This is a genomic window from Streptomyces olindensis, from assembly GCF_040645895.1.
GTDB lineage: Bacteria > Actinomycetota > Actinomycetes > Streptomycetales > Streptomycetaceae > Streptomyces > Streptomyces olindensis.
The window spans coordinates 21,688-34,871 of record NZ_JBEYZD010000016.1 but is presented as its reverse complement, the minus strand read 5'-3'; the positions used below and the strand labels follow the sequence as shown (position 1 = coordinate 34,871).

The following is a 13,184-nucleotide window of genomic DNA, read 5'->3' as shown; positions in this document are numbered from 1 at the left end:
GCGGTACGAGGCGGACATGGCGGACAGAAGCATCCAAGGCGGCGACGGGATCAGAACGTTCCCCTTCCCGGTCGAGCTGAGCGTCGGCGGTGTCGGCATGCAGATCGGCCCGATGGGCACCGGCCGCACCTGGCACGCCGACGCGCCGCTGGAGCGCGTGCACCGCATCGACTTCCACGTCGTGATGCTGTTCGGCGAGGGGCCGGTCCGGCACATGGTCGACTTCACCGAGTACGAGGCCACGGCCGGGGACCTGCTGTGGATCCGCCCGGGGCAGGTCCACCGCTTCTCGCGCACCAGCGAGTACCGCGGAACGGTGCTCACCATGCAGCCCGGCTTCCTGCCCCGCGCGACCGTGGAGGCCACCGGCCTCTACCGCTACGACCTGCCGCCGCTGCTGCGCCCCGACGAGGGGCAGCGCGCCGCCCTGCGCGCCGCGCTCGGGCAGTTGCGGCGCGAGTACGAGGACACGGCCACGCTGCCGCTGAGCCTGCACACCGCCGTCCTGCGCCACACCCTGACGGCGTTCCTGCTGCGCCTCGCGCACCTGGCCACGAGTTCCGCGGAGGCGGTGCGCCGGCAGTCCGACTCCACGTTCACCCTCTTCCGGGACGCCGTGGAGAAGGACTTCGCCACCAACCACAGCGTCAGCGCCTACGCCGACGCGCTCGGTTACTCCCGCCGCACCCTGGTCCGCGCGGTCCGCGCCGCCACCGGCGAGACCCCCAAGTCCTTCATCGACAAGCGCGTGGTCCTGGAGGCCAAGCGGCTCCTCGCCCACACCGACCTGCCGATCGGCCGGGTCGGCGCGGCGGTCGGCTTCCCCGACGCCGCGAACTTCTCCAAGTTCTTCCACCAGCACACCGACCAGACGCCGGCGGCGTTCCGCGCGGAGCTGCGCTGAGGACAGCGCGAAGGGGGCTCCACGCACGCGTGGAACCCCCTTCGCGGGTCCGGTCAGCGCCCGAAGGTGAACCAGTTGACGTTCACGAAGTCCGCCGGCTGCCCGCTGGTGAAGGTCAGGTACACGTCGTGCGTGCCCGTCACGGAGCTGATGTTCGCCGGGACGGTCCGCCACGACTGCCAGCCTCCGGTGTTGCCCACCGCGAAGCTCCCGACGGGCGGGTTGCTCCGGCTGTCCAGCCGCACCTCGACCAGTCCGCTGACGCCGCCCGCCGCGCCGCTCGCGACCCGTGCGCTGAACTGCCGGGCGGCCGTGGAACCGAAGTCGACGCCCTTGAACTGCAGCCAGTCGCCGTTGGCCAGCGCGCCGACGTTCTGGCCGCCGCCGGAGTCGGTGGTCGTCTCGGTCATGGTGCCGGACTGGCCGTCGTAGGACTCCGCCTGGATGGTGCCGTAGGCGTCGCGGTTGCCGGTGGGCGGAGGCGTGGTGCCGCCACCGCCCGAGGACAGCACCTGCACGTAGTCGACGACCATCGGGTGGCCGGGCTGGGTGCCGGCGTCGGGGCCGCCGCCGAACGCGTCGGGGAAGCCGCCGCCCATGGCCACGTTGAGGATGATGAAGAAGCCGTGGTCGGTGGCGTTGCGCCAGGTCGTCGCGTCGACCTGGTTGGCGCGCACGGTGTGGAAGTTGACGCCGTCGAGGTAGAAGCGGATCTCCTCGACGCTCGTCGAGCGGTCCCACTCCATCCGGTACGTGTGGAACCCGGCCTGACAGGTGGTGCCCTGGCAGGTGGTCGAACTGCCGATGCCGCTGGTCTCGTTGCAGGGGCCGCCGGGGGAGGTGCCGCAGTGCATCGTGGCGAACACCGTGTTCTGGCCCTGGGTGTTCTCCATGATGTCCAGCTCGCCGACGCTCGGCCAGTTCCAGTAGTTGCCGCGGTAGGGGGCGCCCAGCATCCAGAAGGCGGGCCAGTACCCCTTGGCCGCCGCTCCGGTGACGTTCGGCACCTGGAGCCGTGACTCGACGCGCAGCTTTCCGCCGGCCGGGGGCTGGAAGTCGGTGCGGTTGGTCTCGATGCGGCCGGAGGTCCAGTTCCCGGCGGCGTCCCGGCGGGGCGTGATGCGCAGGTTGCCGTTGCCGTCGAGGGAGACGTTGTCGGTGCTGCTCGTCATCGTCTCGACCTCGCCGGTGCCCCAGTTGGCGGGGCCGCCCGGGTAGCCCTTGCCGGTCGCGTACTGCCAGTGGGAGGTGTTGACGCCGCTGCCGGCCGGCCCGTCGAAGTCGTCCACGAACACCTGCGTCCAGCCCGACGGGGGCGGTGGTGCGGAGGCGTTCGCGGCCGGAGTGGCGGCCGTGGCGGCGGCCGCCGCGAGTCCGAGCGTGCCGACGACGGCGACGAAGGCCCGCCGGAAGGGGCGGGGTCTGCGGGAGGTGCCGGAGGTTTCGCTCATGTGGGGGCCTCTCGCTTGGAGGAGGATGAGAGCGCTCTCAAAGTGCCGTCAATGTGCTCCCCCGTCAGCAGGTCGTCAAGAGGTAAAGCCAGGAAAAGTGCGGGGCGGTTTCTGGGTGCAGAGCCTGAACGAGGCGGTCTCGCGGAGGGCCGGGGCCTGTCCGGCGGCTCTCGCCGGACAGGCCCCGCCGCTTCTGAGGAGGGCTCAGCGCTTGAGCGTGAAGGTGAAGTCGCCGGAGAGCTTGCCGTTCAGGCGGACCGCCGAGACGAGTTTCCCGTCAGCGATCAGTCTCTCCACCTCCGCCCGTGACAGACCGCAGCCCTGAGCGATCAGCCGCACCGGCCGGACCGGGATCGGCGCGGCGAAGCGGACCGAGACGTCGATCACCTCGCGGTCCCCGTGGTCCGTTCCGCCGGTGTCGAGGCGCCAGGCGCCGTCCCAGTCGAGGGCGATGCGATTGCGGTGCCTGACGAGCGGATCCTGGAGCAGTTCGGCTGTCAGGCCGAGGTCGTTGTCATGCAGCCGCTCCAGCAGCTCGGGTCGTACGGAGCGCACGTTCATCCGCTCCAGGATCGGGAGCTTGGCTGTTTCCCCGCAGCCGGTACAGAGCACGAGGAGCCAGGCGTCGATGACCTTGTGGTTGGCGTTGACGCGGAATTTACCGCTTGCCCGGAAGCGCTCCGCCGCGCATGTGTGGCAACGGCGGACGACGAGCGGCAGGCAGGTGGGCGTGACCACCCAGTTTTCGAGCACAGGAGTACACCGGTTTCAGTGAGAAGTCCGCAGCAAAAAGGAGCGCGGCGCGGATGCGCGACGCGCGACGATTCATCGCTCGGGAGGTCTCACAGGGTGTACAACGGCAGGTCCTTGGTCAGACGACTCGGTCCGGCGTCACGGTAGTGACGCACGGCGGCGCGGTGCCACTGCTTTTCGGGGGCCGGCCTCACCGCCGGGCCCTGTCCGGCGGCTCCTCAACAGGCGGGCGGGCCACCCCGGTTACTCGTCCCGCCGGGCAGCCCGCCGCTTGCCGTGCGCCTTCAGTACGTCGTCGATGAACAGCAGCAGCAGGACCCCGATCACCGGCGTCCACGAGGGCAGCCCGGCCAAGGCGGCGAAGAGCCCCGTGAGCACCGCGAGCCCGACCAGCACGAGCAGCCGCAGCAGCCCCCACCGCCCGCCGCGTGACCCCAGCCACCGTGCCCCGTCCCGCATCATCGCCGACCCCCCCGTCCCAGGGCCCGTCGGGCCCTCCGCGGAGTCCGACTGCCCACGGCGGGCAACGGTTGCCTCTCCACGGACGACTTGTCCGGGATCACGGCGCGCCGGGCCGTTGTCAGACCCTCCTGCGATGCTCGCGGCATGGATGTGACGTTGCAGGTGACCATCGACTGCGCCGACCCGGCGACCCTGGTGAACTTCTGGACGCGGGCCCTCGGTTACGAGCCCGAGCCGCCTCCGGGCGGGCACCCCAGCTGGCGGGCCTACTGGGAGGACATGGGGGTCCCGGCGGAGGAGCTGACCGACGGGGCCGGGGAGACTCCCGAGTCGATCGTCGATCCCGAGGGGAAGGGGCCCCGCATCTGGTTCCAGCAGGTGCCGGAGGGCAAGACCGTCAAGAACCGGGTGCATCTCGACCTCAAGGTGGGCGGCGGCCGGGGCGTTCCCCTGCCGGAGCGCACCCGGCGGGTCGCGGCGAAGGTCGACCGCTTGGTCGCGGCGGGCGCGACGGTCCTGCGCACCATGGACGAGCCGGACATGGACTACTACGGGGTGGTGCTGAGCGACCCGGAGGGCAACGAGTTCTGCGTGGCGTAGGACCTGCCGTCCGGTCTCCAGCAGCACCCCACCTGGGCCTCCGGGCGCGAGCCGAGCGGGCTTTGTCACCGCCGCGCACCTGGGCACCGCACGGTTCGTAATTCTTTAACTAGCACTGCTCACCGACGCGTTCGTACCGTCGTCACGCCTCAGCTCCCCCCACCGAAGGAGCCTCAGACGTGATGTCACACAGGTCGAAGAAGCCGTCGGTGCGCAGAGTCGCGCTGCTCGGGGCCGGTGCCCTGTTCGCGACCGCGCTCGCCGTCCCCGCGGCGACGGCCGACGCCGCACCGGCGGCCGACTGCGCCGCGGCCGACGCCGCGATCTACCAGCCCCCGGCGAGCGTCACCGCCGTCCCCGGTACCGTCCTCGCCTGCCGCCGGGTCGACGCCCTGCCGCTCGTCGGCGACGTTCCGCTGACCGCCTGGAAGGTGCAGTACGCCTCGACGGACGGACGGGGCCGGCCCGTCGCCGTGTCCGGCACGGTCGTCGTGCCCCGGGCGGCGTGGACCGGCCCCGGCGAGCGTCCCCTGGTCGCGTTCGCGCCCGGCACCCTCGGCATCGGGCCCCAGTGCGCCTTCTCCAAGCAGCTCGCGGGCGAGTACCAGGACGCCTACGAGGGCGGCAACATCGCCGCGCTGCTGCGCGCCGGGTACGCCGTCGCGGCCACGGACGGCGCCGGCTACCTCGACGGCCAGGTCCATCCGTACGTCTCGGGCGCCGACGCGGGACACGCGCTGCTGGACATCGCGCGGGCGGCGCCCCGGGTGCCCGGCAGCGGGCTGAGCGCCGCGGCCCCGGTCGGCCTGTGGGGCTACTCCGAGGGCGGCGCCGGCAGCCTGTGGGCTGCGCAGCTGGCGCGGTCGTACGCCCCGGGTCTGAACGTCGTGGGCGTGGCGTCCGGCGGGGTGCCCGGGGACCTGAAGGTCGTGGCGAGGAGCCTCGACGGCGGGGCGTTCGCCGGGTTCCTGCTCGACGCCGTCATCGGCATGGCCACCACCCACCCGGAGATGCCCTTCGACGAACTCCTCGACGAGGAGGGCCGCACCGCCGTACGGGACGCGAAGACGCTCTGTCTGGTCGGCACCCTCGCCCGTTTCGCCGGCGGCCGGACGGAGAACTACACCCGCGACCGGCTGACGCTCGACCAGATCTTCGCGGTGCGCGGCCCCGACGGCAGGACCTGGGGCCAGATCGTCGAGACGAACAAGCTCGGCACCGGCGTCGGGCCCGCCGGATCCGGCGCCCGCCACGAGATCCGCTTCCCCGTGCTCCAGTACCGCGGCCTGCTCGACGAGGTGATCCCCGCCGAGACCGAGGAGGCCACGCGCCGGGCGTACTGCGACGCCCGCGTCCCCACCCAGTGGAACACCTACCTCGGCGACCACCTCCTGGCCGACTTCCAGGCGGTCGACGACGTGGTGAAGTGGCTCGGCGACCGCTTCGCCGGCCGGCCCATGCCGGGCAACTGCTGATCCCGCCGCGTCCTGGGCGGGCGCGGTTCAGGCCCGCTCCGGCTGCCACCCCAGCGCCCGCGAGATGCCGCGCGCCGCCACCCGTACCGCCGGGGCCAGCACCGGCACCTGGGCGTCCGCGTGGGGCACCACGATCGAGACGGCGGCGGTCACCGTGCCGTCCGCACCGCGTACCGGCGCGGCCACCGACAGGGCGTCCTCCGTGACCTGACGGTCGCTCACCGCGATCCCCGACCGCCGCACCTCGGCCAGCACCCGCCGCAGCCGCCCCGGATCGGTGATCGTGTACGAGGTGAAGGACGCCAGGCCGCCCGTGCAGTACTCCTCCTGGAACTCCGGCTCGCCGTGCGCCAGCAGGGCGAGCCCGACCCCGGTGGCGTGCAGCGGCCAGCGCGCGCCGACGCGGATGTGCACGCCGACCGCCGAACGGCCCGACAGCCACTCGATGTAGACGACGTCCCGGCCGTCCCGCACGGCCAGCTGCACGTTCTCGTGCGTCGCCTCGTACAGGTCCTCCAGGTACGGCAGCGCGATCTGCCGCAGGGCGAGGCCCCGGGGCGCCAGTGCGGCGACCTCCCACAGCCGGAGTCCGACGTGGTAGACGCCGGACTCGTCCCGCTCCAGGGCGCCCCACTCGGTGAGCGCGCCCACCAGCCGGTGCGCGGTGGTCAGGGTCAGCCCGGCCCGCCGGCTGATGTCCGTCAGGCTCAGCGCCGGGTGCTCGTGGTCGAAGGCCGCGAGCACGGACAGCAGCCGGTCGGCGGCGGTGGGGGCGCCCCGGGGCAGAACGGTCATGGCCGGGCGTCTCCCGGGTGGGAGAGGTCGTAGGGGCGGGGGTAGGCGGTCGGGCGGTAGGGGGCGTAGCGGGGCTCGGCCGCCGGGTCCGCCGCCCGCGCGCGGGCGTTGAGCGCGCCGGGCGAGACGTCCCAGCGGCCCGTGTCCAGGCGGTGTTCCAGGGTGCGCAGGGCGGCCAGTGTCTCGCCGGTGGTGAAGGTGCAGTGGCCGGGGCCGTCCACGTACGCCTGGCGCAGGAGCCCCGACGAGCCCGCCGCGGTGGCCGCCCGCCGGTAGGCGCTCTGCGCCTGCACCGGGATCAGCGCGTCACCGGTCGTGTGGATGTTCAGCTGGGGGTCGGCCAGCCGGCCGGAGAGCACGCTGGTGTCCCGCATCCACCGCACGGCCGACGCGTCGGCGGAGATCCGGGGTGCCCGGCCCAGGGCCGAGAGGTCGGTGCGCAAGGACAGTCCCGCCTCCTTGTAGAGCTCGGTCACCTCTTTGTACAGCGGGGACCGGGCGAGCATCACCCCGTAGTCGACCCCCGTGTTCCAGGACGGGTTGCCGCCGGCCCGGCTCTCGGCCTCCTGCCGCCAGCTGAAGGCGGGCATCTGCAGCAGGCCCCGGACGGCGGTGTACTGGTTGGCCTGCCGGGCCTCCCAGTCCGTGGGACCGGGCTCGGTCTGCGAGGGGTCGTTGTGGCCGGGGATGTTGTGCAGGGCGGCGGCCAGGGCGATCCGGGCCCGGCCCTCGGGGGTCCGCTGGGCGGCGTCGACCTTGGAGGTGAGCGACTTGGCGGCGGCGACCGCCTCCGCCTGACCGGCGAAGTCCGCGAGCGGGACACCGGAGCCCGGGGCGAGCAGGGTGCGCAGTGCGAACACCGGATCCAGGGTGCTGTTCCAGTTGGCGACGCCGCCCTGCACCAGCCCGCACATCGACAGCGAACCGTCGAAGCGGCCGGGGTGCCGCTCGGCGAGCATCGCGGTGACGAACCCGCCGTAGGACGTGCCCCAGGCGAGGGTCCGCCGCGCCGCCCCGAACCTCTGCGTGAACAGGTCCAGGGTGGCCAGCTGGTCGGGGACCGCTTCCGTGACGGCCCAGCCGGTCGTCGCGTACGAGGAGCCGATCAGGGCGTACCCCTCGGCCAGCAGTGTGTCGCGGGCGGCCGGACCGGGCGTGTTCTGGGCCGGGTTGGGGGCCCCGGCCGGGGTGTAGCCGTGGCTGTACAGCAGCACCGTGCCGTTCCAGGACGCGGGGACGTCCATCACGTAGGCGGCGCCGGAGGGGAGCCGGCCCTCCAGGTGGGTGTCCGTGGCGGCGGCCTGCGCCGGCAGCGCGGTCACCGCCAGGGACAGGCAGGCGGTCAGTAAAGCGAGGCGGATCCTCAACGCGGCGTTCCTTCCAGGGTGGGGGTGGCGGTGGGGGAGTCCAGGGCGTCCGTGTGGGTCTCGCGCAGCCGCCACACGGTGACGGCGGTGATCGCCGCGCCCGCGCACAGCAGCAGCGACACCGGGGCGCTGCCGCCGCCGAAGGAGGCGAGGAGGCTGCCGGCGATCAGCGGGGAGAACCCGGCGCCGATCAGGGTGGCGCCCTGGTAGCCGAGGGAGGCGCCGGTGTAGCGGACGCGGGTGCCGAACATCTCGGTGAGCAGGGCGCCGAGCGGCCCGTACATCGTGGACTGGGCCACGCCGTGGCCGAGGGCCAGGGCGAGGATCAGCAGGCCGGGCGAGCCGGAGTCGACCAGGGCCAGCACGGGGAAGGCGAGCGCCGCCGAGGCGACGGCACCGGCGAGCACGACGGGCCGGCGGCCGACCCGGTCCGACAGCGCGGACGCGGCGGGCAGCACGGCCAGGGCCACGCAGGAGGCGACCGTCACCGCGGTCAGCACCTGCGGGCGGGTGTACCCCTGGTCGACGGCGTAGGAGATCATGAAGCTGGTCAGCAGCGACTGGGCGGTGAACGCGCCGATGCCGACGCACGCGGCCAGCAGCACCGGCTTCGGGCGGCGCAGCACCTCAACGATCGGCGGCTTGTCCACGGGCTCCCGCTTGACCTGCGCGAACAGCGGGCTCTCGGCGACCTTCAGGCGCACGAACAGCCCGACGGCCAGCAGCACGATGCTCAGCAGGAACGGCACCCGCCAGCCCCAGGAACGGAAGTCGTCGTCGGGCAGCGTGGCGACCAGGGTGACCACACCGGCGGACAGCACGGAACCGAGCGGGGCGCCGAGCTGGGTGAAGCTGGACCACAGGCCGCGCCGGGACCCCTGCGCGTGCTCGGCGTGCTCGACGACCATCAGCATCGCGCCGCCCCACTCGCCGCCGATGGCGATGCCCTGCACGACGCGCAGGGCGACGAGCAGGACCGGCGCCCAGACCCCGATCGCGTCGTACGTCGGCAGCAGGCCGATGAGGAAGCTGCCGCAGCCCATCAGGACCATGGTCAGCAGCATCATCGACTTGCGGCCGAGCCGGTCGCCGAAGTGGCCGAAGACGATGCCGCCCAGCGGACGGGCCAGATAGCCCGCGGCGAACGTGCCGAACGCCGCGATGGTGCCGACCGCCGGGTCGGCCTGCGGGAAGAACAACTCGCCGAAGACGAGCGCGGCGACGGTTCCGTACACGAGGAAGTCGTAGAACTCGACGGCCGTGCCGAGCAGGCCGGACACGGCGACGCGGCGCAACTGCCGCGGATCGGGGGCGAGTTGAGCGGCAGAGGGGGATGGCTGCACGGGGAGCTCCCTGGGGACGGGTCTCGGTTGCCCCGTGAAGTTAGGCATCAGACGTGCAGCCGTCAATCATTTGCACAACATCAGTTCAGTCCGTCCTCCGCGATCCGCAGCAGCAGCGCGTGCAGCGTCTCCCGTTCGGCCGGGTCCAGCGGGGCCAGCAGTTCGCCGGTCACCCGCTGGCCGGCCTCGTCGGTGTCGCGGAGGAACGCGCGGCCGCTCTCGGTCAGTACGACGATCCGGCTGCGGCGGTCGTCGGGGGAGGGGCGGCGCTCGGCGAAGCCCAGCTTCTCGAGGTCGTCGACCAGACCGACGATCGCGCTGGGGTCGTAGCCGAGCCGGGCGCTCAGCTCGCGCTGGAGGGTGCCGTCGGAGGTGGCGAGGAAGCGCAGCACCGCGTAGTGGCGCAGGCGCAGGCCCGACTCCTGGAGGCAGGCGTTGAACAGCTGCCCCGAGCGCAGGCCCAGGCGGTACAGCAGGTAGCCCGTGTCGGCGTGCAGCCCGCGCATCCACGGCTCGTGGGCGTCGATGGGGGCCTGGTTCATGGCGTGCTGGCGGCTGATGGCGGGCTCCCTGGTCGTGCGGCGAACGCTGGTCCGGTCCAGTGTCCCGCACACGGCGGACGGCAACAACTATTGACGACAACAATTATTGCTCTTAGCTTCGATCTCGTAGCCGCACCGCCCGTATCACCATGCGAAGGGACCCGCTCGTGCCCAGCATCGATCTCACCGGCAAGGCCGCCGTCGTCACCGGAAGCGGCCGGGGCCTCGGCCTCGCCTATGCCCATGCCCTGGCCGCCCACGGCGCGTCCGTGGTCGTCAACGACGTCGACGAGGCGGTGGCCGAGGCGGCCGTGAAGTCCCTCACCGAGGCGGGCGGCACGGCCGTGGCCGAGGTGGTCCCGGTCGGCACCACCGAGGCGGCGGACCGGCTGGTCGCCCGCGCGGTCGAGGAGTTCGGCCGGCTGGACGTCCTGGTCACCAACGCGGGCATCCTGCGCGACAAGGTGCTGTGGAAGATGTCCGACGAGGACTTCGACGCGGTGATCACCACGCATCTGAAGGGCACCTTCACCTGCGCCCGTGCCGCCGCCGTGCGGATGCGCGAGCAGGGCGAGGGCGGCTCGCTGATCCTGGTCGGCTCCCCGGCCGGACAGCGCGGCAACTTCGGCCAGACGAACTACGCCGCCGCCAAGGCCGGCATCGCGGCGATGGCCCGCACCTGGTCCATGGAGCTGGGCCGGGCGAACATCACCGTCAACGCGATCGTGCCGGTCGCCGCGACCGCGATGACCGAGACCATCCCCGCCTTCGCCCCGTACATCGAGGCCATGAGGAACGGCGAGCCGCTGCCGGACTTCCTGCGCAAGGGCGAGGGCTTCGGCACCCCCGAGGACTGCGCCGCCCTCGTCCCGTTCCTGGCCTCCGAGGCCGCGCGCGGTGTGACCGGCCAGTGCGTCGGCATCGGCGGCGACAAGGTGGCACTCTGGTCGCATCCGCAGGAGATCAGGGCGGCCTACGCCGACGGCGGCTGGACCCCCGGCACCCTGGCGGACGCCTGGCCCACCTCGGTCGGCGCCGAACTCCAGTCGGTCGGCATCCCGGCGCCGAAGTTCCCGGAGGCGTGATGGACCGCGTGATGGACCCGGAGTCACTCGTCGCGATCGACGTCCACACCCACGCGGAGGTGTCCTCCAAGGGGCATTCCTCCCTGGACGACGACCTGCACGACGCCTCCTCCGCCTACTTCAAGGTCGAGGGCAAGCGGAAGCCCACGCTGGAGGAGACGGCCGCCTACTACCGGGAGCGGAACATGGCCGCCGTGATCTTCACGGTGGACGCCGAGTCAGCCACCGGCACCCCGCCCGTCCCGAACGAGGAGGTCGCCGAGGCCGCCGCCGCCAACGCCGACGTCCTCATCCCCTTCGCCTCCATCGACCCCTTCCGGGGGAAGGCGGGCGTACGGCAGGCCCGCCGGCTGGTCGAGGAGTACGGGGTCAAGGGCTTCAAGTTCCACCCCAGCATCCAGGGGTTCTTCCCCAACGACCGGGCGGTGGCGTACGCCCTGTACGAGGTGATCGAGGAGACCGGCACCATCGCCCTCTTCCACACCGGCCAGACGGGCATCGGCGCGGGCGTCCCGGGCGGCGGCGGCATCCGCCTCAAGTACTCCAACCCCCTCCACGTCGACGACGTCGCCGCCGACTTCCCGCACCTGAAGATCATCCTGGCGCACCCGTCCTTCCCCTGGCAGGACGAGGCCCTCGCCGTCGCCACGCACAAGCCGGGCGTGCACATCGACCTGTCCGGCTGGTCGCCGAAGTACTTCCCGCCGCAGCTCGTGCAGTACGCGAACACGCTGCTGAAGGACAAGGTGCTCTTCGGATCCGACTTCCCCGTCCTCACCCCCGACCGCTGGCTCGCCGACTTCGAGAAGCTGTCGATCAAGGACGAGGTGCGGCCGAAGATCCTCAAGGAGAACGCCGCCCGCCTGCTCGGGCTGACCAAGACGTAAGGGGCGTGACATGCGCAACGAGGGACTGGGGTCGTGGCCCGCACGCCGGGCCCGCAAGACCCCGCACCGCACCGCCCTGATCCACGGCGAGCACGCCACCGACTACGGCACCCTGCACACCCGCACCACACGCCTGGCCCATGCCCTGCGCGCCCGGGGCGTGCGCCGCGGCGACCGGATCGCCTACCTCGGCCCGAACCACCCCTCCTACCTGGAGACGCTGTTCGCGGCCGGCACGCTCGGCGCGGTCTTCGTCCCGCTCAACATCCGCCTCGCCGGGCCGGAGATCGCCTACCAGCTCGCCGACTCCGGCGCGAAGGCCCTGGTCTACGGCCCGTCCCACGCCGGTCTGGTCGCGGGCCTGCCGGGCAGCACGGACGTACGCGCCTACGTGGAGGTGGGGCCCGAGTACGAGGCGGCGATCGCCGGGGCGTCCGCGGAGCCGATCGACGAACCCGTCGGCGCCGACGACACCTGCATCATCATGTACACCTCGGGTACGACCGGCCGCCCCAAGGGCGCCATGCTCACCCACGGCAACCTCACGTGGAACGCGGTCAACGTCCTCGTCGACACCGACCTGATCGCCGACGAGCGCGCCCTGGTCTCGGCCCCGCTGTTCCACACCGCCGGCCTGAACATGCTGACCCTGCCGGTCCTGCTGAAGGGCGGCACCTGCGTCCTGGTCGAGGCGTTCGACCCGGACGCCACCTTCGACCTGATCGCACGGCACCGGATCACCTTCATGTTCGGCGTGCCGACGATGTTCGACCAGGTGGCCCGCCACCCGCGCTGGCCGGACGCCGACCTGTCCTCGCTGCGGATCCTGACCTGCGGCGGCTCCCCGGTCCCGACCCCGCTGATCGCCGCCTACCAGGAGCGCGGCCTGACCTTCCTCCAGGGCTACGGCATGACCGAGGCCGCCCCCGGCACGCTCTTCCTGGACGCCGAGCACGCCGTGAGCAAGGCGGGGTCGGCGGGCGTGCCGCACTTCTTCAGCGACGTCCGCGTCGTACGGCCCGACCTGACGCCCGTCGACGTCGGCGAGGTCGGCGAGGTCGTGGTGCGCGGGCCGCACGTGATGCCCGGCTACTGGGGGCTGCCCGAGGAGACGGCCGCGTCCTTCGCGGACGGCTGGTTCCGCAGCGGCGACGCCGCCCAGGTCGACGAGGACGGATACGTCCACATCGTCGACCGCATCAAGGACATGATCATCTCGGGCGGGGAGAACGTCTACCCCGCCGAGATCGAGGACCGGCTCCTCGCCCACCCGGACATCGCCGAGTGCGCGGTGATCGGGGTGCCGGACGACAAGTGGGGCGAGGTGCCGCGCGCGGTCGTCGTGCCCCGCGAGGGTGCCGCGCTCGACCCCGACGAGGTGCTCGCCGGGCTCGCGGGACACCTCGCCAAGTACAAGATCCCGAAATCGCTGGTGCTGGCGGACGAACTGCCCCGCACCGCCTCCGGAAAGCTCCTCAAGTCCCGTGTGCGCAAGCGCTACGGCAACCAGTAAGGAACCG

General features: G+C 72.4%; 13 protein-coding genes. 6 read left to right on the top strand and 7 right to left on the bottom strand.

Annotated features, from left to right (window positions below):
- Positions 1–16: 16 nt before the first annotated feature.
- On the top strand, positions 17–904 hold the full coding sequence (locus tag ABZ948_RS12745) for a helix-turn-helix domain-containing protein (protein ID WP_359758928.1): 888 nt from the start codon (positions 17–19) through the stop codon (positions 902–904).
- Positions 905–957: 53 nt separating this feature from the next.
- On the opposite strand, the gene ABZ948_RS12740 is transcribed toward ABZ948_RS12745, so the two are convergent.
- The 3 genes from ABZ948_RS12740 to ABZ948_RS12730 form a co-directional block, all read right to left on the bottom strand.
- On the bottom strand, positions 958–2,355 hold the full coding sequence (locus ABZ948_RS12740; protein ID WP_359758927.1) for a glycoside hydrolase family 16 protein: 1,398 nt from the start codon (positions 2,353–2,355) through the stop codon (positions 958–960).
- A 204-nt stretch (positions 2,356–2,559) separates the two neighbouring features.
- Positions 2,560–3,108, bottom strand: a complete 549-nt coding sequence (locus tag ABZ948_RS12735; RefSeq protein WP_359758926.1) for a DUF1062 domain-containing protein — start codon at positions 3,106–3,108, stop codon at positions 2,560–2,562.
- Between the two features lie 243 nt (positions 3,109–3,351).
- The gene (locus ABZ948_RS12730) at positions 3,352–3,570 is read right to left on the bottom strand and encodes a hypothetical protein (RefSeq protein WP_359758925.1); all 219 of its coding nucleotides are present in this window, start codon (positions 3,568–3,570) and stop codon (positions 3,352–3,354) included.
- A gap of 144 nt (positions 3,571–3,714) precedes the next feature.
- On the opposite strand from ABZ948_RS12730, the gene ABZ948_RS12725 reads away from it, so the two are divergent.
- Together ABZ948_RS12725 and ABZ948_RS12720 are read left to right on the top strand one after the other, a co-directional pair.
- Positions 3,715–4,170: a VOC family protein gene (locus ABZ948_RS12725; protein ID WP_359758924.1), complete on the top strand. Its 456-nt coding sequence runs from the start codon at positions 3,715–3,717 to the stop codon at positions 4,168–4,170.
- A gap of 209 nt (positions 4,171–4,379) precedes the next feature.
- Positions 4,380–5,645 carry a lipase family protein gene (locus tag ABZ948_RS12720; protein ID WP_435857484.1) on the top strand — a complete coding sequence of 422 codons (1,266 nt, stop codon included), beginning with the start codon at positions 4,380–4,382 and terminating at the stop codon, positions 5,643–5,645.
- Between the two features lie 27 nt (positions 5,646–5,672).
- Here the strand turns inward: ABZ948_RS12720 and ABZ948_RS12715 are convergent, their stop codons facing one another.
- From ABZ948_RS12715 to ABZ948_RS12700, 4 genes are all read right to left on the bottom strand, one after another.
- Positions 5,673–6,440: an IclR family transcriptional regulator gene (locus ABZ948_RS12715; RefSeq protein ID WP_359758922.1), complete on the bottom strand. Its 768-nt coding sequence runs from the start codon at positions 6,438–6,440 to the stop codon at positions 5,673–5,675.
- The gene (locus tag ABZ948_RS12710; RefSeq protein WP_359758921.1) at positions 6,437–7,807 is read right to left on the bottom strand and encodes an alpha/beta hydrolase family protein; all 1,371 of its coding nucleotides are present in this window, start codon (positions 7,805–7,807) and stop codon (positions 6,437–6,439) included. Before ABZ948_RS12710 ends, ABZ948_RS12715 begins: the two co-directional genes overlap by 4 nt.
- Positions 7,804–9,150, bottom strand: coding sequence for an MFS transporter (locus ABZ948_RS12705; protein ID WP_359758920.1), 1,347 nt, complete (start codon positions 9,148–9,150; stop codon positions 7,804–7,806). The genes ABZ948_RS12710 and ABZ948_RS12705 overlap by 4 nt, the downstream gene beginning before the upstream one ends.
- 80 nt (positions 9,151–9,230) lie before the next feature.
- Positions 9,231–9,692 (bottom strand): MarR family winged helix-turn-helix transcriptional regulator, encoded by a 462-nt coding sequence (locus ABZ948_RS12700; RefSeq protein WP_359758919.1) that lies wholly within the window; start codon positions 9,690–9,692, stop codon positions 9,231–9,233.
- A gap of 167 nt (positions 9,693–9,859) precedes the next feature.
- On the opposite strand from ABZ948_RS12700, the gene ABZ948_RS12695 reads away from it, so the two are divergent.
- Genes ABZ948_RS12695 through ABZ948_RS12685 form a run of 3 tightly spaced genes read left to right on the top strand, consistent with a single transcriptional unit; the run spans position 9,860 to position 13,177 of the window.
- Positions 9,860–10,777 (top strand): SDR family NAD(P)-dependent oxidoreductase, encoded by a 918-nt coding sequence (locus tag ABZ948_RS12695; protein WP_359758918.1) that lies wholly within the window; start codon positions 9,860–9,862, stop codon positions 10,775–10,777.
- An 11-nt stretch (positions 10,778–10,788) separates the two neighbouring features.
- Entirely contained in the window at positions 10,789–11,664 is an 876-nt protein-coding gene (locus ABZ948_RS12690) for an amidohydrolase family protein (protein WP_359759010.1), read from the top strand.
- Between the two features lie 10 nt (positions 11,665–11,674).
- Positions 11,675–13,177, top strand: coding sequence for an acyl-CoA synthetase (locus tag ABZ948_RS12685; protein ID WP_359758917.1), 1,503 nt, complete (start codon positions 11,675–11,677; stop codon positions 13,175–13,177).
- The last annotated feature ends 7 nt before the right edge of the window (positions 13,178–13,184 follow it).